Below are 20,683 nucleotides of genomic sequence, written 5' to 3' on the forward strand. Positions count from 1 at the left end.
CCGTCTACGCCGGCTCGATCTCGTCGCTCCTCTGCGACGTTCCCTTCCGACCCTCGCTCCTCAATCCAGCTTGAACGACACCCTCGCCGTCTCCCCGGCGGCCACCTTGATCGCCCGCGATTGCGACGGCCCGCGCTGCGGCACGCAGCTGACCCTGACCGTCCCCGGGCGCACGGGCGCCTCGACCGGCGTCGCTCCGACCGGCTCCCCGTTGACGATGACGCGGCACGCCCCGCCCTTCGCCGAGGCGCGCACCCTGGCCGACCCGCCGCCAGGCGCCGCCCGGTCCCTCGCCGGCTCGCTCTTCCGGAGCTTCTCCCGGATGATCCTCGTCTCGCCCGGCTCCGCCACGAACGTCACCGTCCTCATCGTGTACCCGGTCGCGGCCAGGACCAGCGTGTGCTCCTCGCCCGCGGAAAGGTTGTCGAGCCTGCCCGGATCGCCGCTCCATGGCTTGCCGTCGAGCCACACGACCGGCTCGGGCTCGACCTTGAGCACGACGGTCACGGAGCCCGCCTTCATCGCTGCGGACACGCTCCGCGAGGGCCTCTCCGCGTCGAGCGTCACCGTCTCGCCGTATGGCTCGAGCCCCTCCCGGGTGATCTTCACCCGGATCTCCCGATCGAGCGGCAGGTTCTCGAGCCTGGCCGGCGTCGTCTCCCTCCGGAGATCGCCGTCGATCCAGATCGCGCACCCCGCCGGCTGCGAAGCGATCTCGAGCGAGCCCTTCGCCTCCGCCGCCGGCTCGCGCTGCTCGGGCGCCATGGTCACGGCGGCGATCTCCTCCTGGCGAGCCGTCTCCTGCCCTGGCTGGAGCTTCACGGCGATCAAGGCGCCAGCCCCCGCTGCCACGACCGCCGCGCCGGCGACCCAGCGCCTCCGCAGGCCGCGCCGGGCGGGCGCCTCGGCGACGAGGCTGCCCCTCGCCATGCCGGTACCGTTCGTGAGCGTCCCGTCTCCCACCGAGCTCGCCCGCTGCTGCGCGGCGACCCCGTCGGCGAGCTGCTTCCATTCGAGGAGCGCCTCGCTCTGCTGGCTCAGCTTCTCCTCGAACAGCGACTGCATCCAGTGCGTGAGGCTCACCTGCGAGGCCGGGATCTGCTCCTCCCGGATCACCCTCTCGAGGTCGCTCTGCATCGCGCGGGCGCTCTGGTACCGCGCCTCTCGCTCCTTCGCGAGGGCCTTCATCACGATCCGCTCCAGGGCAGGGGAGTACCCCGGGCACACCTCGCTCGGGAGCGGATAGTCCTGCTCGCAGATGAGCTCCAGCGTCTCGCGGTCGTTCGCCCCCTTGAAGAGCCGCTTGCCGGTCGTCAGCTCGAACAGGATCACGCCGGCGGCGAAGATATCGGCCCTCCAGTCGACCTGGTCGCCGGACGCCTGCTCGGGCGCCATGTACGGGAGCTTGCCCTTCACCTGCCCGTCCCGCGTCTCCTCGAGGCCCTGAACCGAGCTCTTTGCGACGCCGAAATCCACGATCTTCACGTCGCCCGTGAAGGTGACGACGATGTTCTGGGGCGAGATGTCCCGGTGCACGATCTGGAGGAGCGCCCCGTCGAGATCGCGCTTCTCGTGGGCGTAGGCGAGCCCGGCGCACATGCCCGTCACGATGGAGAGCGTGTGCTCGAGGGGGAGCTCGGCGATGTTCTTCTTCTTCATCGCCCGGACGATCGAGCGGATGTCCTCGCCGTGGACGTGCTCCATCGCGATGAAGAACTTCCCGTCGACCTGCCCGACGTCGAAGATCTGGACGATGTTGGGGTGGGAGAGCGTGGCGGCGATCCTGGCCTCGTGCAGGAGCATCTCGATGAAGCCCTTGTCGCTGTTCATCGAGGGGAGGATCCGCTTGATGACGACGAGCTTCTCGAAGCCGGCGAAGGGCCGGTGCAGGGCGAGGAACAGCTCCGCCATTCCACCCGCGGCGAGCCTGCGCATCAGCGTGTACTTGCCGAATTGCCGCGGCAGCGCCTCATGGGGCGGCCGCGCGCTCTCGCCGTCCTTCAATGGCTCTGCTGGTCCACGCTCCATCTCGAATTCCTTCTTCTCTCGACGCGCGCCGCGCGATGCGGAGCCTGAGCCGGCCTTCCGCGCTGCTTCGGGGCGGCCCGGCCTGCGCCGCGCTCGCTTCCCTGTAACGCCGCGCACGCTACGCTCGCTGCCCGCGCGGGGCAACGCCGGCCCTCCGGGCCCCCGGGGCCCGAGCCGCCTCGCGCTTGACCGGCTGCGACGGCCATTCCGGTGGCGCTGCGCAATGGCCGCCCCGCCGGAGCGCTGCGCGATGGCCGCCCCGCCGGAGCGCTGCGCGATGGCCGTCCCACCGGAGCGTGGCGCAATGGCCGTCCCGGCGCCGCTGCGTGCCGCCTTCAGGCGTGGCGGCGGGCAGCTTACGGGGCGCCGCGCCGCGGCGGAGGCCGTCGGCGCGGCGGGGCCGTCGATGCGGCGAGGCCGTCGATGCGGCGAGGCCGTCGATGGGGCGGGGTCGTCGGCGTGCGCCAGCGCGGCGGGCCGCGCGTGGACCGCCGCCTTCCCGCTTGATCGCGCCGCGACGCGGGAGATACCCTCCGCGCATGCGCCGCCTGGTCTCGTGCGTCCTCTTCCTCTCCTCTCTCGCCCTCGCTACGGGGTGCGCTACCTACACGCAGGATCTCGATCGGGCTCGCAGCCACTACGAGGCGAACCGGTTCGAGCAGGCGTTGGCGCTGTTCCGCGTGCTCGAGCACGACACGGACTCGTTCTCGCTTCCAGAGCAGGCGCAGTACGCCTACCTCAGGGGCATGACGGACTACCGCCTGGCCGACCTCGCGCCGCAGGGCACCGGGGTGTCCGATCCGCGCAAGGGCTACCGCGACAACGCGCGCCACTGGCTCGGGCTCGCCGCGGCGATCGAGAAGCAGACGCCCGGGGGCATCAGCAGCGAGCAGAAGAATCGCCTCACCGAGACGCTCGCGGACCTCAACCGCGACGTGTACGGCGGCGCCGAGACGCTGCCGGAGAGCGACGCCGCGCCCGACGCAGCGTCGCAGCCCGCCGCCCCCGCTGCGCCCGCGGACGCGGCGGAGCCGCCGGCGCCCACGCTCTGACCTGCGCGCCCCGACGCCCGCGGTCCTCGCGACCTGCGCACCGACGCCACGGCGCGCCGCGAGCATCCCTCTCGCGAGCGGGCTTCGCGGAGCGAGCCTCTTGCTGCGAGCGAGCTTCGCGGAGCGAGCCTCTTGCTGCGAGCGAGCTTCGCGGAGCGAGCCTCTTGCTGCGAGCGAGCTTCGCGGAGCGAGCCTCTTGCTGCGAGCGAGCTTCGCGGAGCGAGCCTCTTGCTGCGGGCCGCCCGCCGCGCGAGCGCCTCGCGCTGGCAGCTTTCGCGCTGCGTGTGCGCGCCGGATGGCTGTACTGGAAATCGGGGAGAGGAACGGGTGGGCGCCGTGCGCGGCGCTCGGGATCGCTGGTCAGCTGGGGTGCGCTACGACAGCCGTCGGCGCAGGGATTCGATCTCGTCCTTCGCTGCGAGCTTGCGTTTCTTGAGCTGGGCCGCCTCCATCCGCTCCCCGGGGGTCAAGAAAGCGCGTCGACCCAGCTGCCTGAGGCGCGAGTCGAGCTCCCGATGATGCGCTTCGGCCAGGCTCAGCCGCTGCTCCGTGCCGACTGCCATCATCGTGCGGGGAGAGACGATTTGATGCTTCATGTACCCACCTCCAGGGCCCCACGGGGCCGTGATGCTTTCGAGGGCCCACAACAGAAGCCCTCGCTCTGTCGTCGATGGAGAGGAGATCGCCGCTGGCCGAGCTACGAGCCGAGACAACGGCCTGATGAACGAATGCGAGATTACCGCATCGTGGCGGCACGATGCAGACATTTTGTCGGGGGCGAGCCTCTTCAGACTTCACAAAACTGCCGCCAGATACAGGAATCGCCGTACACGCACAGCAATCCACCTTCGTTCCGGACGGCCAGGCTGGGATCTCCGTCCATGCACCAGCGGAACAACCTCGACCGCGGGGCTATCCTTCCCCAGCAATGTCGAGATCCTGCCTCTTTCCGGTCGCTTGTCTGGCCCTCACGGTCGCCCTGGGCGGATGCACATCCGGGGCCACGGCGCCCGCCGGCGCGCGATCGCCGCAGCCGGCCTCGGCGCGGGGGCCGGTCGAGCTCGCACCGGTCGTCGTGTCCCCCTACGCCGACGCCGAGCTCGCGGCGGAGTTCGAGCGGGCGCGCGCGCTGCTCCTGGCCGACAAGGCGCGCGAGGCGGCCCCCCTCTTCGAGCGGCTCGCCCGCCTCGCGCCCGACGGCGAGGTCGCGCCGCCGAGCCTGTTCAACGCCGGGCTGGCGCACGAGGCGCTCGGCGATCGCGCGCTCGCCGCCGAGCGCTACCGCGAGGTCGCGCGGCGCTTCCCGGACCACCCGGTCGCGCGCGGCGCCCTCTTCCGCCTCGCGCGCGCGGCGGCGGCCCTCGAGCGGTGGCCCGAGCTCGTCGAGGTGTCGCGCCGCCTGCTCCGCCTCGGCGACCTGAGCGTGCTGGAGGCGATCGAGGCGCGCGGCGCGCTCGCCCTCGGCCTCGTCGAGCAGGACCTCGTGGATGAAGCGGCGCGTCAGGTCGCCGTCGCGCGGGATCTCATCGAGGCGCACCGGCTGGGCGAGTCGGGCAAGCCGCCGATCGAGCTCGCGCAGGTGAGCTTCGCCCTCGGCGAGGTGCGTCGGCGCCGGAGCGAGGCGATCACCTTCGTGCCGGTCCCCGCGGACTTCGCCGAGGCGCTGGAGCGGCGCTGCCAGGGGCTGCTCGACGCGCAGAGCGCCTACACCGAGGCGATGCGCAGCCTCGACGCCCACTGGTCGGCGATGGCGGGCTACCGCATCGGGCAGCTCTACAAGGAGCTCCACCGCGACGTGATGCAGGTGCCGCCGCCCCGGAGCGCCGACACCCCGAGGAAGAAGCAGCTCTTCGAGGGGGCGATGCGCCTGCGCTACCGGGTGCTCCTGGAGAAGGGGCAGAAGATGCTCGCCGGCACCGCCCGCATGGGGGACCGCACCGGCGAGTCGTCCGCGTGGGTGCTCCGGGCCCGCGACGCGCAGCGCGAGATCGAGCTCGCGCTCGCCGACGAGCAGGCGGCCCTCGCGCGGCTCCCGTTCACCGAGGCCGAGCTCTCGGCGGCGCTCGACGCCCTGAAGACCGAGGCGCCGAGGCGCCCCTGAGGCCCGCGCGGGCGATGGCGGCGCGCCGCGAGGGGCTCAGTTCAGCTTCGGCTCGCACCCGAAGAGCACGTTGAGCTCCGCGTGGACCTCGCCCTGGATCGCCGCGCAGGACGCAGGGCAGAGGATGATCTTCGTCGGGAGCTGCTCGTCATCGTAATACCACCCGGGCCCAGCGCCGCAGTCGGCGTCGTTGTCCGCCTTCGGGATCTCCAGCGCGCCGGAGCTCCCGGGCGCGAGCTTGACCGCGACCCGGCTCTTGTCCAGGGTCGCGCCCTCCGGCGGCTCGGGGATGAGGAGCTCGCACGGCAGGGCGGAGGCGCGGATCTCGGCCATCTTCGTCGAGAACGCGGCGACGTCCGCGGTGACGTCGAACGCGCGCGTCGTCCCGCCGGCGGCGGCGATCTGGTCCAGGTTGGATAGCGTCGAGCCTTCCACCGCGATGACGTAGGTCTGGACGCCGTTGTAGTTGAGCGCCCGCTGCGCGATCTCCGCGGTATCCGCGACGGTGTTGCTGGCGCAGCCGGACGGATCGCCGTCGGTCGCGAGCACGACGATGACCTTGTGGGACGGGTTCGCATCCTTGTAGGCGGTCGCGTTCGCGAGCACCCCCTGGAGGGCCGGGCGCATGGGCGTCCCGCCGCCCGGGGCGGTGCGCTGGATGGAGGCGGAGAGCTCCGGCGTGTTCAGCGGCAGCTCGCCGATCGCGACGGCGAGCTCGTCATAGGTGGTGTGGTCGCAGTCGTTCTGTCCGTTCGTGCCCATCGGGAAGTAGGTCAGCCCCACGTTCATCCCGGCGGAGGCGGAGTCGTTCACGAAGGTCGAGATCGCGCTCGTGACGCCGCTCCATTTCGAGCCGAGCATGCTGCCGGAGCGATCGAGGAGGATGAGCATGTCGAGCGGCAGGAGCGTGGCCTCCGCGCTCGTCTGGGCGCACGAGGCTCCCTCATCGAAGCCGCCCCCGCCGAGCGCGCCGAACCCCCCTTCGCCGATCGGCGCGTCCCCGGTCGCGCTGCTCGGCGCGAAGGAGCCGCCTCCGCCGCTCGCGGGCTCCTCTCTCGGGTCGACCGCCGGCGGCCTCCTCTCCTCCGTGGCCGCGCAGCCGCCGGCCTGAGCCGCGATCCCGGCGGCGGCGAGGAAAGGGGCAATCACGAATTGACGTCGGAAGGACATCTCTCTGCTCCTCTGGAAGTTGATGCGACGCGGCTCGCGATCGCGAGGGCTCCACGCGCGAAGTGGTCTGTCTGTCGAGGGAAGCCGAGCTCCAGACGCTCTCGTCAGCATACTGCAACTCTCGATGGAGTGGCGATAGGGGCTCTCCGGTTTGTTGGGCCTCCAGGCGTCGCGCTGTCTTTGCTCTCGCCGCTCTCTTGTCTCTTGCCTGTCGTCGCTCTCTCGTTCTCTTCCTCGTCGCGCTCGCGTGCTCACGTCGTCGCGTTCTCGCCGCGCTCACGTCGTCGCGTTCTCGCCGCGCTCGCGCCCTCGCGCAGGCTTGCGCGCTCGTCCGCGGCCCTCGCCTGGCCCTCGCCGTTCGCCGCCGCCTGCGGAACGTTCCGGGTGCTCGCGCTCCGGAACATGATGTTTCCTTGCGCAGCCGCGAAGAACGCGTAATTCCCACGAGGTGCGTCACGCTTGCTGGAAAGAGGCGAACATGACTAGTTGGACTCCATGGTTACTCTCCGCTGTCGCCCTGACGGAACTCGGCTGTTCGACCGCGACGTCCGCGGGGAGCTCTGGCGCGGCGGGGGAGGGCGGCGCCGCCGCCGCGCCGGCCGTCTCGAGCGGCGGCGGCGGCGGGAGCGGGGCCGGCGCCCCGTGCGAGATCGATTGCGCGCTCGTCCCGACCCCGCAGTGCATGGCGGCCGTGTGCAACGAGGCCACGCGGGCGTGCGAGCTCGTCGCCAGCGCGGGTGGGGAGCCCTGCGACGACAGGGACTCTTGTACGGTCGGCGAGACCTGCGCGGACGGTCTCTGTCAGGGCGGAGCGCCGGAGGACTGCGGCCTCGCGCCGGACGACTGCCACATCGTCACGTGCGCCGACGCGAGCGGCGCTCCCCGGTGCGGGATGGAGCCGAGGCCGGACGGGGCGCCGTGCGCGACGGAAGACCGCTGCGTCATGAACGCGGCGTGCATGGGCGGCGCCTGCGTCGGGACCCAGCGGGATTGTTTCTTCTTCCACGTTCCGGACTCCTGTCATGTCGGCGCGTGCAACCCGGCGACGGGTGCGTGCGAGGCGGTCCCAGGGAACGACGGGGCGCCGTGCGCGGACTCCGGCGACCTGTGCATGGTCGGCAAGGCCTGCCAGAGCGGCCGCTGTGAGGGCGGCGTCCCCAGGGACTGCAGCGCGATGGACGTCGGGTGCAACCATGGCGCCTGCGACCCGGGTTCTGGCAATTGCTATGCTGAGCCGATCGCGCCGGGCGGCGCCTGCCTCTCTGGTACCGACGAGTGCAACCGTGGTGTCTGTGACGAGAGCGGCGCCTGTATTTCCATGCCTACCCCCGGGGAGTCGTGCTCTTCACAGTCGGTGGGCTGCACTCGCGGTGTCTGCAGCGACGCCGGGGTGTGCACGGCGCGCTCGGTCCCCGACGGGGGCGTCTGCGCCGACAGCGACTGGTGCACCGTGGGGGAGTCCTGCCGGGCCGGCGTCTGCCAGGGCGGCAGCGCCGCGGCGCTGCCGACGGTCTACTTCCGGGATACGTTCGAGAGCAACGCGGCCGGGTGGGAGCTCGGTCCGACCTGGCAGATCGGCGCGGCGACCGCGTCGTTCGGGCAGACCTACGGGCAGGCGGATCCGGCGCTCGATCACACGGCCACCTCGGACAACGGGGTGGCCGGCGTGATCATCGGAGGGAACGTCCCCCTCGGCGTTCACCCGTACTTCTACCTCACGAGCCCCGTCATCGACGCCGATGTCGCGGGCGGCGTGTACCTGACGTTCTGGCGTTTCCTGAACAGCGATGAGACCCCGCACATGACGAATCGCGTCGAGGTCTACGACGGCGTCCGGTGGGAGGTGCTCTTCGAGTCGGGGTCTTATCCCGGCGTCCGCGACGGGGGCTGGACGAAGATCCGCTACGACCTGACCCCCCACAAGAACGCGAGCCTGCGGATCCGCTTCGGCTACGTGATCGGGCGGGACTCCTTCGTCGACACGGTGTCTGGCTGGAACATCGACGACGTGGAGATCGCGAACGCCGCTTGCCCGTAGCGCGGCGCGAGCGCGAGGCGCGCGGGCCCAGCGCGCTCGGCGACACCAGGCCTCTCGCGTCCACGAGCGCGTCAGGCCCGCGCGCCTCGCCTGGGCTCGACCCTCGACGCCAGGCTCACGGCTCCACGAACGGCCCGAGCGCCGCGACGATCGCGCGGGAGACGTCGTCGACCGACCCACCCCCGTCGACATGGACGACGCGGTCGCCCGGCACGAGCTCCTCCGCCCGCCGGTACGCCGCGGCGAGCCGCGCCTGGAGCTCGGTCTGCTCGAAGAGCTCCTGCGCGCCCCCGCGGACGCGGCGGCGCTGCTCGGCGATCTCCGGCGGCACGTCGATCACCACCGTGACGTCGGGCCTCCGCGCCGGGCGGTTGAGCTCGCGGATCCACGCGAGCATCGCGCCCTGGTCCTTGCCGCCGTCGGCCGCCGTCGTGGACTGGTATGCGAGGCTCGACAGATCGTAGCGGTCGGAGATCACGACGTACCCGTCGCGGAGGAGCGGCTCGACCTCGGCGCCGAGGTGATCGAGGCGGTCGGCGGAGAAGAGGAGCGCCATCACCTCCGCCTGGCGGGCGCCGGGCAGCGTGACCCGGTGGGTCAGCATCAGCCGGAGGAGCGCGCCCACGGGCCCGCTGCTCGGCTCGCGGGTGACGCGGACCATGCGCCGCGCCGCCCTGAGGTGCGCCGCGTAGCGCTCGGCCTGCGTGCTCGTGCCGGCCCCGTCGATGCCCTCGAACACGATGAAGACGCCGCGCCGGGACTCGGCCGGAGGGCGCGAGGAGGGCGCGGGGACCTCCCGATCGGAGCTCGTCGTCTTCGTCATCTAGGCGGCCTCCTCGCCGGCGCCCGCGATGGGCGGCGCGTCTTCCCCGAGCACGACGTTGTCGATGAGGCGCGCGGTCCCGAGGCGGACGGCGAGCGCCAGCAGCGCCCGGTCGCCGACCGTCGCTTCACCGCTCCAGATCGCCAGCGACTCAGGGTCGGCGAGGTCGACGTAATCGATGCTCGTCGCCACGGCCGACAGCCGGGCGCGCGCGGGCTCGAGGAGCGCGGCGGGGCGCCGCTCGCCGCGGGCGAAGGCGCGGCACGCGTCGGTGAGGGCGAGCGGGATGGCGCGCGCCGCGCTCCGCTGCTCGGGCGAGAGATAGGCGTTCCGCGACGACATGGCCAGGCCGTCGGGCTCGCGCACCGTCGTCGACCCGACGACCTCGACCGGCAGGAACAGATCGGCGGCGAGCCGCCGGATCACCTGGAGCTGCTGGTAGTCCTTGCGGCCGAAGACGGCGACGCACGGGCCGGCGAGCGCGAACAGCTTGGTGACCACGGTGGCGACGCCCTCGAAGTGCACGGGCCGGTAGACGCCGCAGAGCGGGGCCGCTGTCGCGCCGACGCGCACGCGCGTCTCCTCGCCGGGCGGGTACATCGCCGCGACGTCCGGCGCGAACACCCCGGAGGCGCCCGCCTCCGCGCACGCGGCGCGGTCGCGCTCGAGCGTCCGCGGGTAGCGCGCGAGATCCTCGCCCGCGCCGAACTGCGTCGGGTTGACGAAGATGGTCACTGCCACGAAGTCCGCTCTCCGCCGCGCCTCTGCGATCAACGCGAGATGGCCTGCGTGGAGCGCGCCCATCGTCGGAACGAGACCGACGCGGCGTCCCGCCGAGCGCGCCCGCTCGCAAGCGAGCCTCAGCTCGTCCGGTTGTCGCCAGAATTCCATGAGCGGACCCTACCAGACCTGGGATAAAATCGGAGCTTCGACCATGGTTGACCTTCCCTCCACGACGGACGCGTCCGGCGATCCGGACTCCGGCTATGATGTAGACACCGCTCAGGCCGTCAGGCCCGGAGCGAGCTCGGGCGACCCGGCCGGCGCGCGGTCTGGAGGGACCGCCGCCCCGGCGAGCGGCCCGGTGTCGATCCCGGTCGCCTCGGGGCCGGTCTCGATCGAGGGCGACCCGGCGCACTACCTGAACCGGGAGCTCTCGTGGCTCGAGTTCAACGCGCGGGTGCTGTCGGAGGCGCGGGCGTACGAGGTGCCGCTGTTCGAGCGCCTCAAGTTCCTGAGCATCTTCTTCTCCAACCTCGACGAGTTCTTCATGGTGCGCGTCGCCGGCCTCCAGGCGCAGACGCAGCGCACGATCGCGGAGGTCCCGCCGGACGGGCTCACGCCCCACGAGCAGCTCGTGGCGATCAGCGCGCGGGTGCACGCGCTCGTCGACGACGCCTACCAGATCTGGAACTCGGAGCTGATCCCGGCGCTCCACCGCGCCGGCATCGTGATCGTGCGGCCGGACGAGCTCGATCCGACCGAGCTCAGCGCGCTCGACGACCGGTTCCGCACCGACATCTTCCCGATCCTGACGCCGATCGCGATCGATCCGGGGCACCCTTTCCCGCACCTGCGCAACAAGATGATCAACCTTGGGATCATGTTCTCCCGCGAGCATGAAGCGCAGGAGCCCGGCTTCGCGGTCATCCAGGTGCCGCCGATGCTGAGCCGGCTGATGAAGGTCCGCGTCGAGGGCGCGACGCGCGCCTTCGTCCTGCTCGAGGACGTGATCGCCCGGCACGTTAAGGATTTCTTCCCCTCCGGCCGGCTGCGCGGCACGTATCCCTTCCGCGTCACCCGGAACTGGGACCTCGAGATCGACGAGGAGGAGGGCGAGGACCTGCTGGAGACGATCCAGGCCGAGCTCCGCCGGCGCGATCGCGGCAACGCCGTGCGCCTGGAAATCGGCATCGGCGAGGGCGCCGGCACCTCGGTCCAGCGGCTCTGCCGCGCGCTCAAGGTCGACTCGTCGCTCGCTGTCTACCGGGTGCCGGGGCCGCTCCACATCGCCGACCTCATGGGCATCGTCGCGGACGACGAGCGCCGCGAGTACCGCGACGAGCCGTTCTCGCCGCAGGTCCCGCCGGTCTTCCGGGACGTGGAGGACATCTTCGCCGTCATCCGGGAGCAGGACGTGCTCCTGCACCACCCGTACGAGTCGTTCGATCCGATCGCCGAGTTCGTCTCCCGTGCGGCGGACGACCCGAACGTGCTCGCGATCAAGCAGACGCTCTACCGGACCGGCGGCGACTCGCCGATCCTGAAGGCGCTCGCGCGCGCGGCGGAGAGCGGCAAGCAGGTGACGGCCATCGTCGAGCTGAAGGCGCGCTTCGACGAGGCGAGCAACATCCAGTGGGCGCGGATGCTCGAGCAGAGCGGCGTGCAGGTGATCTACGGCCTGCTCGGGCTGAAGACGCACGCGAAGGCGCTGCTCGTCGTGCGGCGCGAGAAGGACAAGCTGCGCCGCTACGTGCACCTCTCGACGGGCAACTACAACCCGCAGACGGCGCGGCTCTACACCGACATCGGCCTGTTCACGGCGAACCGGGAGATCGGCGAGGACATGACGTCGCTCTTCAACCTGCTGACGGGCTACAGCGCGCCGCCGAAGTGGAATCGCCTCCTGGTGGCGCCGCTCGGCCTGCACGAGGCGGTGCTCGGCATGATCGCGCGCGAGGCGGCCCACGCGCGGGCGGGGCGCAAGGCGGAGATCGTGGCGCAGATGAACGCCCTCGTGGACGTCGACGTCATCGACGCGCTCTACGCGGCGTCGCAGGCCGGGGTCGACATCAAGCTCGCGGTGCGCGGCATCTGCTGCCTCCGGCCGGGCATCCCGGGCCTGTCGGAGCGGATCCAGGTGCGCGCGATCATCGACCGCTTCCTCGAGCACAAGCGCCTGTTCCGGTTCGCGAACGGCGGCAACGAGGAGGTGTACATGTCGAGCGCCGACTGGATGCCGCGCAACTTCCACCGCCGCGTCGAGCTGATGATCCCGATGATCGAGCCGACGATCCGCGCGCGCGTGGACGACATGCTGAACACAGCGACCTCCGACACGGCGAAGACCTGGGAGCTCGCGAGCGACGGCAGCTACCACAAGCTCCAGGTGCCCCCCGGCACCCCCGTGCTGCGGTCGCAGCAGCGCTTCGTCGAGCTCGCGCGCGAGCGGGTGAAGCTCAGCGATCCGCTGGCGCGCGGCGGCGGGCGCTTCCACATCCTCCGCATGCCCGCGAGCGCGTCGGACGGCGAGTCGCGCCACCGCAAGGCCGCGAAGAAGAAGAAGGGTCTCTCCTGATCGCGATCGCGCGGGCCTCCATACGGCCTCGCGCGCGCCGGGAGCGCGAGAGAGGGGCGCGGGGGCTCGCCGGCGGCCGCGCCCGCGCGCCGGGAGCGCGGCTCAGAACCGCGTGTGAAGCGCGGCGGACCCCGGGCCGAGCGAGAGCGTGGTCTGGGCTGGCGCCTTGGGCGCCTCGCCCGTGGCCGGCACCTTCTTGCCGCCGATGATCCAGAGCGGGATGCCCACGGCGAGCATGACGCCGCCTGCCACGGAGATGAGCGCGCCGGCGATCTGACGGGGACCGTCGGTGTGCGTGTCGCAGACGCGCGTGCCACCCCCGACATCGCAGTAGATCTCGTAGCGCTCGCTCGCCGAGGCGAGCAGGCCGGTCCCAGCGAAGAACGCGATGGTGCCGCCGGCGGTGAGCGCGATGCCGCCCAGCATCAGGCTCGGGCTCTTCCGGCGCAGGGGGACCGGGGGCGGCGCAGGCGGGTAGTCCGCCGCGGGAGGCGGATAGCCCAGCGGGGGCGGCGGGTAGGCGCCGCCGTAGGGGGCGTAGCCGCCTGGATAGCCTGGCGGCGGATAGCCCGGGGGCGGATAGCCGGGCGGCGCGCCTGGTCCAGCCTGAGGGCCTTGCTGCGGCGGCGCGGGGTAGGGCGGCGCGGGGTAGGGCGCTGCGGCGGGAGCCGGCGGGCCGGGCGGCGGTGTCGCAGCGCCGGGGGGCGGCGCCGGGGGGGCGCTGCCGGGCTGCGGTGCGGCGGCCGGCGGCGTGGTGCCCGGCGGCGTGGCGGCTGGCGGCGCGGCGGCCGCCGCCGCGGAAGATGCCGCAGGAGGCTGTCGCTGCGGCGCCGGTTGCGCGCTCGCCGTCGTCGCGGCGAGCAACCCGGACAGCGCGACGCCCAACGGCAGGGCGAGCGCCAGCCCGACGGAGCGCGGCGAGCGGCGCGGCGTTCTGGCGGCGTCGGGCGAAGCAATCAAGCCAGGCATCTCGGGCGTCCTTTCATCGCGGCGGTTTCGATCATTTCATCGCGGCGGTTTCGATCATTCGACAGGGGTCTCGGCGGGCCTCTTCGCGGGCTCCGGCGGGGGCGGCGTCGCGCCAGGCTGCGGCGTGGCGCCAGGCTGCGGCGTGGCGCCAGGCTGCGGCGTGGCGCCAGGCTGCGGCGTGGCGCCAGGCTGCGGCGTCACTCCGGCCGGGGGCGTTCCAGCCTGCGGTGTCGCGCCAGGTTGCGATGTCGCGCCAGCCTGCGGCGTCGCGCCAGCCTGCGGTGTCGCGCCAGGTTGCGGCGTCGCTCTGGCCGGCTTCGCCGCCTGCGCGGGCTTCTTTGGTGTCTCGGCGGCAGCTCTCCCCGACGCGGCGCCGGGCGCTGTCTCCCGCGGGGCGGCGCTGGAGGCCGCGCGCTGCGGGGCTGCGGTGCTCGCAGGCGCAGCCGCGTCCGCTTCAGCCGTGACGATCGTCGGGGGCGACGAGTCGACGGGAGGTCGTGCCGGCAGCTCGCTCGCCTGTGCTGGCGCTGCGGGCTCCGCGCTCGAGGGCTCCTCCGCGGCGCGCTCCTGCCGCGTCGGAGCGCCGCTCGCGGGCTCCGACGTCGCGCGCTCCGGATCGCGCGGGGACTGCGCCGCGAACACGATCACCGCGGCGAGCGCAACGACGCCCAGGAAGACGAGGAGCACGCGATCTCTCCCCGCCTTCGCCCGCGTGCTCCCGCCCCGCGCTCGCGCGGGCTGCGCGCTCGTCGATGCGGCGGCGCTCCGCGCTTGCGCGGGCTGCGCGCTCGTCGATGCGGCGGCGCTCCGCGCTTGCGCGGGCTGCGCGCCCTTCGACGCGGCGGCGTCCCGCGCTCGCGCGGGCTGCGCGCTCGTCGACGCGGCGGCGCCGCGCGCCGAGGCACGGAGCGCGTCGTCGCCCCGGCCGCTCGTCGCGGCCTCGCTGCGCGCCCCCGCAGATCCTCGCGCCGCCTCCTTGTCGACCGGGACGCTGCGCGACGAGGGCGCCGCCACCCCCAGGTCCGCGCGGGACGCAGCCGCTGACGAGACGCCGTTTTGCGGCGCCTTCCGCCGGCTTTCTCTACGCTGTGCGCGTGAAAGCTTCTTCGCCACGCAGCGACCGTACCGAACAGCAGCCGGGCCGCCAAGAGCCGCCCGCGTGCATCCGCGTTCGCTTCGTGCCGCTCGTGCCGCGCGCGGGCGCAGCGCGGCACCTCGCGCGCCTCAATCGCCCGCCGCGCGTGGCGCGCGCAAGCACCCCGCTCCGCGCCGGGCCGGGACGCAGGCCGGAGCGCAGAAGACCCGCGCGCCGAAGCATCCAACACGAACGGGTGACGTCACCCTTGACATGATTCTGCTGCTGGGTATCCTGCGCGTCCCCATCCCTCAGGTGGAAATACGCGTCTCTATGCCGACCATCAGCCAGCTCATCCGCCAAGGCCGCGAGGCCGCCCGCTACAAGACGGCCTCTCCTGCGCTCAAGTCCTGCCCGCAGCGCCGAGGCGTGTGCGTCCGTGTTTATACCACGACGCCGAAGAAGCCCAACTCGGCGCTCCGCAAGGTCTGCCGTGTCAGGCTGAGCAATCAGATGGAAGTGACGAGCTACATCCCGGGCGAAGGCCACAACCTGCAGGAGCACTCGGTCGTCCTCATCCGTGGCGGCCGTGTGAAGGACCTGCCGGGCGTGCGCTACCACGTCGTCCGCGGCACGCTCGACGCGTCCGGCGCCGCCGGGCCGAGCTCCACCAACAAAGCGACCCGCAACCGCAAGCGCTCGAAGTACGGCGTGAAGCGCCCGAAGGCCTGACCGGGCGATAGCCGAGCAGAGGAACGAAGATGCCCCGTCGTCGCGAAGTCCCGAAGCGGAAGATCATTCCGGACCCGAAGTACAAGGACAAGCTCGTCGCCAAGTTCACGAACTCCCTGATGCAGTCGGGCAAGAAGGCGACCGCCGAGGGGATCCTCTACGGCGCGTTCGACATCGTGCGCGAGCGCTTCAAGGAGGAGCCGATCGACGTCTTTCGCAAGGCGCTCGACAACGTGAAGCCGAAGCTCGAGGTGAAGAGCCGGCGCGTCGGCGGCGCGACCTACCAGGTCCCCGTCGAGGTCCGGCCCGAGCGCCGCGTCGCGCTGGCGATGCGCTGGCTCGTGACCTACTCGCGCGGCCGCGGCGAGAAGACGATGCGCGAGCGGCTCGCCGCCGAGCTCGTCGACGCGGCCCAGAACCGCGGCAACGCGGTCAAGAAGCGCGACGACACGCACAAGATGGCGGAGGCCAACAAGGCGTTCGCCCACTATCGGTGGTAAGCACCGAGACCGCCAGCGCAGATCCAGGATCTGCGCTGGTTCGTCCATTTCACGTCCCGGCGACCAGGCGAGGAGACGCGTAGAGCGAGATGGCACAGTCGACATAAGGATCGGGTTACAGAGCCGGTCTTCTCGAGGGAGCGCGACAGCGCTCACCATCGCGAGACCTATAAAAGCTGCTGCTGTACCCCGACACCCTCTCCAGGTTCAAGTGCCCGCCACAACAGCGGTGGGCCGGGCTGGAGAGGGTGTTTTGCATCCTGAGTCCGGAACACTCACCCCACGCATCAACACGACGGAGAAGGAACAGTGGCACGCGAGTACAGCCTGGAACGGACGCGCAACATCGGGATCATGGCCCACATCGATGCGGGCAAGACCACGGTCACCGAGCGCATCCTCTATTACTCGGGTGTCAACTACAAGATCGGTGAGGTCCACGAGGGCGCCGCCACGATGGACTGGATGGTTCAGGAGCAGGAGCGCGGCATCACGATCACGTCGGCCGCGACGAACTGCTTCTGGACGCCGGAGCAGGGATACCAGAAGGGCATCTCCCACCGCATCAACATCATCGACACGCCCGGCCACGTCGACTTCACCATCGAGGTCGAGCGAAGCCTCCGGGTGCTCGACGGCGCGGTGGCGGTGTTCGACGGCGGCAACGGCGTCGAGCCGCAGAGCGAGACCGTCTGGCGGCAGGCGGACAAGTACGAGGTCCCGCGCATCGCGTTCATCAACAAGATGGACAAGGTCGGCGCCGACTTCGACATGTGCGTCGACTCCATCCGCGAGCGCCTCGGCGCGAACCCGGTGGCGATCCACTACCCGCTCGGCTCCGAGGACTCGTTCCGCGGCGTGATCGACCTCGTGACCCTCCGGGCCGTCGTCTTCGACGAGGAGACGAAGGGTCAGCGTTACGAGTGGCGGGAGATCCCGGGCGACCTCCTTCCCCGGTGCAAGGAGCTCCGGGAGAAGCTCCTCGAGGCGTGCGCCGACTCGAGCGACAAGGTGATGGAGAAGTTCATCGCCGGTGAGCTCGACAAGATCACCGAGGAGGAGATCCACGCGGCGATCCGCGCGGGCACCCTCAGCTTCAAGATGGTCCCGGTCCTCTGCGGCTCGGCGTTCAAGAACAAGGGGATCCAGCTCCTGCTCGACAGCGTGGTGAACTACCTGCCGTCGCCGGTCGACATCAAGGCCGTCGAGGGGACGCTGCCGGACAAGAAGGACAAGGTCGTCTCGCGCGAGGCGAGCGACGACGAGCCGTTCGCGGCGCTGGCGTTCAAGATCATGAACGACCAGTTCGGCAACCTCACGTTCTTCCGCGTCTACTCCGGCACGACGAAGAGCGGCGTCAGCGTGCTCAACTCGACGCGCGGTAAGCGCGAGCGGTTCGGGCGCATCCTCCGGATGCACGCGAACAAGCGCGAGGAGATCGACGTCTGCTACGCCGGCAACATCTACGCCGCCGTGGGGCTCCGCGACACCCGCACCGGGGACACGCTCTGTGACGAGAAGCACCCGATCGTGCTGGAGCGGATGGAGTTCCCGGACCCCGTGATCTCGATCGCGATCGAGCCGAAGACCAAGGTAGATCTCGACAAGCTCGGGCTCAGCCTGCAGAAGCTCGCCTACGAGGACCCGTCGTTCCGCACCTTCACGAACGAGGACACCGGGCAGACGATCATCGCCGGGATGGGCGAGCTCCACCTCGAGATCATCGTCGACCGCCTGAAGCGCGAGTTCAAGGTCGACGCCAACGTCGGCAAGCCCGAGGTCGCCTACCGCGAGACCATCGCGAAGAAGGCGACGGACGTCGAGGGGCGCTTCGTCCGGCAGTCGGGCGGGCACGGCCAGTTCGGCCACGTCCGGATCGACATCGAGCCGGCCGAGCGCGGCGCGGGCTTCATCTTCGAGAACGATATCGTCGGCGGCATCATCCCGAAGGAGTTCATCCCCTCGATCGAGAAGGGCATCCGGGACGCGATGGGCCGCGGCGTGCTCGCGGGCTACCCCGTCGTCGACATCAAGGTGCGGCTCCACTTCGGCAGCTACCACGAGGTCGACTCCTCGGGGCCCGCGTTCGAGGTCGCCGCGTCGATGGCTTTCCAGGACGGCGCCAAGCGGGCCGGCCTCGTGCTCCTCGAGCCGATGATGGCCGTCGAGGTCGTGTCTCCCGAGAACTACCTCGGGGACGTCATCGGAGATCTGAACTCGCGACGTGGCCGCATCCTCGACATGGGGCAACGCGCGAACACCCGGGTGATCCGAGCGGAGGTCCCGCTCGCCACCATGTTCGGTTACGCGACCGACGTCCGTTCAAAGACGCAGGGCCGCGCGACTCATTCGATGCAGTTTTCTCATTACGCACCGGTTCCAGCAGCGATCCAGGAAGAGATCGTCGCCAAGCAGCGAGGTTAAAAAGACGCCATGGCCAAGGAGAAATTCACTCGTACGAAGCCGCACGTGAACGTGGGCACCATCGGTCACATCGACCACGGCAAGACCACGCTCACCGCGGCGCTCGTCAAGGTGCAGTCGAAGCGCAACCTGGCGAAGGCGATCTCGTACGCCGACATCGCGAAGGGCGGGACGGTCCGTGACGAGACCAAGACGGTGACCATCGCGGCGGCGCACGTGGAGTACGAGTCGGTCAACCGCCACTACGCCCACGTCGACTGCCCCGGGCACGCCGACTACATCAAGAACATGATCACCGGCGCGGCGCAGATGGACGGGGCGATCCTCGTCGTGTCGTCGCTCGACAGCGTGATGCCGCAGACGCGCGAGCACGTGCTGCTCGCCCGGCAGGTCGGCCTGAACCACATCGTCGTGTTCCTCAACAAGTGCGACGCGGTGGACGACCCGGAGATGCTGGACCTGGTCGAGATGGAGGTCCGCGAGCTCCTGTCGAAGTACAAGTTCGACGGCGACAACGCGCCGGTCGTCCGGGGCGCGTCGCTGCCTGCGCTGCAGGGCGACCCGAAGTGGGAGGAGACGATCCAGCAGCTCCTCAGCGCGCTCGACAGCTACATCCCCGAGCCGGTGCGCGACATCGACAAGCCGTTCCTGATGGCGATCGAGGACGTGTTCTCGATCAAGGGCCGCGGCACCGTGGCCACGGGCCGCATCGAGCGCGGCATCATCAAGGTCGGCGACGAGGTCCAGATCATCGGCTTCAAGGACACGAAGAAGTCGGTCGTCACCGGCGTCGAGATGTTCCGGAAGCTGCTCGATCAGGGGCAGGCGGGCGACAACGTCGGCTGCCTCCTCCGCGGCGTGGAGAAGGAAGAGATCGAGCGCGGCCAGGTGCTCGCGAAGCCCGGGTCGATCACGCCGCACACGAAGTTCACCGGTGAGGTGTACGTCCTCAAGAAGGAGGAGGGCGGGCGCCACACGCCGTTCTTCACCAACTACCGGCCGCAGTTCTACATCCGCACGACGGACGTGACCGGCACGGTGAACCTCCCCGAGGGGGTGAAGATGGTGATGCCGGGCGACAACATCACGATGACGATCGAGCTCATCGCCCCGGTCGCGCTGGAGGAGCAGATGCGCTTCGCCATCCGCGAGGGCGGCAAGACGGTGGGCGCCGGAGTCGTCACCAAGATCCTCGCGTAGGAAGAGCACCATGCCTGATACAACGAAGATCCGGATTCGCCTCAAAGCCTTCGATCACCAGCTGCTCGACAAGTCGACGAGCGATATCGTCGAGACGGCGAAGCGGACCGGCGCCCACGTCGCGGGACCCATCCCGCTGCCCACCGAGATCCGTCGCTACACGGTGCTGCGGGGGCCCCACGTCGACAAGAAGTCGCGCGAGCAGTTCGAGATCCGGACTCACAAGCGTCTTCTCGACATCATCGAGCCGACACAGCAGACCCTCGACGCGCTGATGAAGCTCGACCTTTCGGCCGGCGTCGACGTCGAGATCAAGAGCTAGGAGTCCAGGTACCATGAAGGTTACCGTTTTCAACCTCAAGCGGGAGCAGGTCGGCGAGCTCGACCTCTCGGACGAGGTCTTCGGGACCGAGGTGAAGGAGCACCTCTTTTACGAGGTCGTGAAGGCGCAGCTCGCGTCTCGCCGCTCGGGCACCAAGGCCACCAAGGAGCGCAGCGCGGTCGCCGGCTCCACGAAGAAGCTCTATCGCCAGAAGGGCACCGGCCGCGCTCGCCAGGGCTCGATCCGCGCTCCGCACCACGCGGGCGGCGGCATGGCGCACGCCCTCGAGCCGAAGGACTGGTCGTACCGGCCGCCCCGCAAGGTGCGCATCGGCGCGCTGAAGAGCGCGCTCTCCCTCTTCGCGAAGGAGGGCCGGCTCATCGTGCTCGACAGCCTGGAGGTCACCGAGGTCAAGACCAAGGCGATCGCCGCCACGCTGACGACGCTGCAGGCGGACAAGAAGTCCCTGGTCGTCGACACGGCCGGGAACGACAAGCTGGTGAAGAGCCTCCGCAACCTGGAGAACCACCAGTACCTGCCGCCGGAGGGGGTCAACGTCTACGATCTCCTCAGGCACGACCACCTCATCGTCTCGAGGGACGCCGCCAAGGCGCTCGAGGCGCGTTGCCTTCGCTAGTCAGGGGAGTCCGCCATGCAGCCCGAGCAGATCATCCGCCGGCCCATCATCCTCACGGAGAAGTCGAGCCGGCTCCGCGACCAAGGCAACAAGGTCATCTTTGAGGTCCGCCGCGAGGCGAACAAGATTCAGATCAAGGACGCCATCCAGACGCTCTTCAAGGTGGGCGTGGTGGACGTCAACACCATGATCATGCGCGGCAAGGAAAAGCGCATGGGGCGCGGCTATGCGAAGCTGCGCAATTGGAAGAAGGCGATCGTCACCCTCAAGGAAGGCGACGAGATCCAGTTCTTCGACGAGAAGGCGGAATAGCC

Annotated in this window: 18 protein-coding genes; 11 read left to right on the forward strand and 7 right to left on the reverse strand. The window is 70.6% G+C overall.

Translation table 11 applies throughout. The features are described 5' to 3' along the window. Positions 1-60: 60 nt before the first annotated feature. Complete coding sequence (locus WME89_RS07150) at positions 61-2,028, reverse strand: serine/threonine protein kinase (protein ID WP_438008491.1); 1,968 nt, start codon at positions 2,026-2,028, stop codon at positions 61-63. Between the two features lie 539 nt (positions 2,029-2,567). On the opposite strand from WME89_RS07150, the gene WME89_RS07155 reads away from it, so the two are divergent. Next, entirely contained in the window at positions 2,568-3,080 is a 513-nt protein-coding gene (locus WME89_RS07155; protein ID WP_438008492.1) for a hypothetical protein, read from the forward strand. Between the two features lie 374 nt (positions 3,081-3,454). On the opposite strand, the gene WME89_RS07160 is transcribed toward WME89_RS07155, so the two are convergent. Next, positions 3,455-3,676, reverse strand: a complete 222-nt coding sequence (locus WME89_RS07160) for a YdcH family protein (protein ID WP_437624335.1) — start codon at positions 3,674-3,676, stop codon at positions 3,455-3,457. A gap of 332 nt (positions 3,677-4,008) precedes the next feature. Between WME89_RS07160 and WME89_RS07165 the strand changes: the two genes are divergently transcribed. Beyond that, positions 4,009-5,181, forward strand: coding sequence for a tetratricopeptide repeat protein (locus WME89_RS07165; protein ID WP_438008493.1), 1,173 nt, complete (start codon positions 4,009-4,011; stop codon positions 5,179-5,181). 36 nt (positions 5,182-5,217) lie between these two features. Here the strand turns inward: WME89_RS07165 and WME89_RS07170 are convergent, their stop codons facing one another. Further along, complete coding sequence (locus WME89_RS07170) at positions 5,218-6,351, reverse strand: vWA domain-containing protein (RefSeq protein WP_438008494.1); 1,134 nt, start codon at positions 6,349-6,351, stop codon at positions 5,218-5,220. Between the two features lie 478 nt (positions 6,352-6,829). Here WME89_RS07170 and WME89_RS07175 point away from each other — a divergent pair, with 478 nt between their 5' ends. After that, on the forward strand, positions 6,830-8,389 hold the full coding sequence (locus WME89_RS07175) for a hypothetical protein (RefSeq protein WP_438008495.1): 1,560 nt from the start codon (positions 6,830-6,832) through the stop codon (positions 8,387-8,389). A gap of 115 nt (positions 8,390-8,504) precedes the next feature. Here the strand turns inward: WME89_RS07175 and tmk are convergent, their stop codons facing one another. Both tmk and panC read right to left on the reverse strand, forming a co-directional pair. Continuing rightward, entirely contained in the window at positions 8,505-9,212 is a 708-nt protein-coding gene (gene tmk, locus WME89_RS07180; RefSeq protein ID WP_438008496.1) for a dTMP kinase, read from the reverse strand. Further along, positions 9,213-10,103: a pantoate--beta-alanine ligase gene (gene panC, locus WME89_RS07185; protein WP_438008497.1), complete on the reverse strand. Its 891-nt coding sequence runs from the start codon at positions 10,101-10,103 to the stop codon at positions 9,213-9,215. Between the two features lie 43 nt (positions 10,104-10,146). Between panC and ppk1 the strand changes: the two genes are divergently transcribed. Next, positions 10,147-12,510: a polyphosphate kinase 1 gene (ppk1, locus tag WME89_RS07190; protein WP_438008498.1), complete on the forward strand. Its 2,364-nt coding sequence runs from the start codon at positions 10,147-10,149 to the stop codon at positions 12,508-12,510. 102 nt (positions 12,511-12,612) lie between these two features. Here ppk1 and WME89_RS07195 read toward each other — a convergent pair whose 3' ends face one another. Further along, positions 12,613-13,479 (reverse strand): hypothetical protein, encoded by an 867-nt coding sequence (locus WME89_RS07195; protein WP_438008499.1) that lies wholly within the window; start codon positions 13,477-13,479, stop codon positions 12,613-12,615. A 54-nt stretch (positions 13,480-13,533) separates the two neighbouring features. Then, positions 13,534-14,493, reverse strand: coding sequence for a hypothetical protein (locus WME89_RS07200; protein ID WP_438008500.1), 960 nt, complete (start codon positions 14,491-14,493; stop codon positions 13,534-13,536). 394 nt (positions 14,494-14,887) lie between these two features. Here WME89_RS07200 and rpsL point away from each other — a divergent pair, with 394 nt between their 5' ends. The 7 genes from rpsL to WME89_RS07235 all read left to right on the forward strand — a co-directional run bounded on the left by rpsL (position 14,888) and on the right by WME89_RS07235 (position 20,681). Continuing rightward, complete coding sequence (gene rpsL / locus WME89_RS07205) at positions 14,888-15,286, forward strand: 30S ribosomal protein S12 (protein WP_012233473.1); 399 nt, start codon at positions 14,888-14,890, stop codon at positions 15,284-15,286. 29 nt (positions 15,287-15,315) lie between these two features. Next, positions 15,316-15,786: a 30S ribosomal protein S7 gene (gene rpsG / locus WME89_RS07210; RefSeq protein ID WP_437486970.1), complete on the forward strand. Its 471-nt coding sequence runs from the start codon at positions 15,316-15,318 to the stop codon at positions 15,784-15,786. A 309-nt stretch (positions 15,787-16,095) separates the two neighbouring features. Continuing rightward, the gene (fusA, locus tag WME89_RS07215) at positions 16,096-18,210 is read left to right on the forward strand and encodes an elongation factor G (protein ID WP_438008501.1); all 2,115 of its coding nucleotides are present in this window, start codon (positions 16,096-16,098) and stop codon (positions 18,208-18,210) included. Between the two features lie 9 nt (positions 18,211-18,219). Beyond that, complete coding sequence (gene tuf, locus WME89_RS07220; RefSeq protein WP_436625521.1) at positions 18,220-19,410, forward strand: elongation factor Tu; 1,191 nt, start codon at positions 18,220-18,222, stop codon at positions 19,408-19,410. A gap of 10 nt (positions 19,411-19,420) precedes the next feature. Beyond that, positions 19,421-19,732, forward strand: coding sequence for a 30S ribosomal protein S10 (gene rpsJ / locus WME89_RS07225; protein ID WP_272100105.1), 312 nt, complete (start codon positions 19,421-19,423; stop codon positions 19,730-19,732). A 13-nt stretch (positions 19,733-19,745) separates the two neighbouring features. Further along, a complete protein-coding gene (gene rplD / locus WME89_RS07230; protein WP_438008502.1) occupies positions 19,746-20,369 on the forward strand; it encodes a 50S ribosomal protein L4 in 624 nt (207 codons plus the stop codon). A 15-nt stretch (positions 20,370-20,384) separates the two neighbouring features. Beyond that, complete coding sequence (locus tag WME89_RS07235; protein WP_020733177.1) at positions 20,385-20,681, forward strand: 50S ribosomal protein L23; 297 nt, start codon at positions 20,385-20,387, stop codon at positions 20,679-20,681. Positions 20,682-20,683 lie beyond the last annotated feature (2 nt).

The sequence above is a fragment of the Sorangium sp. So ce321 genome (genome assembly GCF_051530195.1).
Taxonomy (GTDB): Bacteria; Myxococcota_A; Polyangia; order Polyangiales; family Polyangiaceae; genus Sorangium.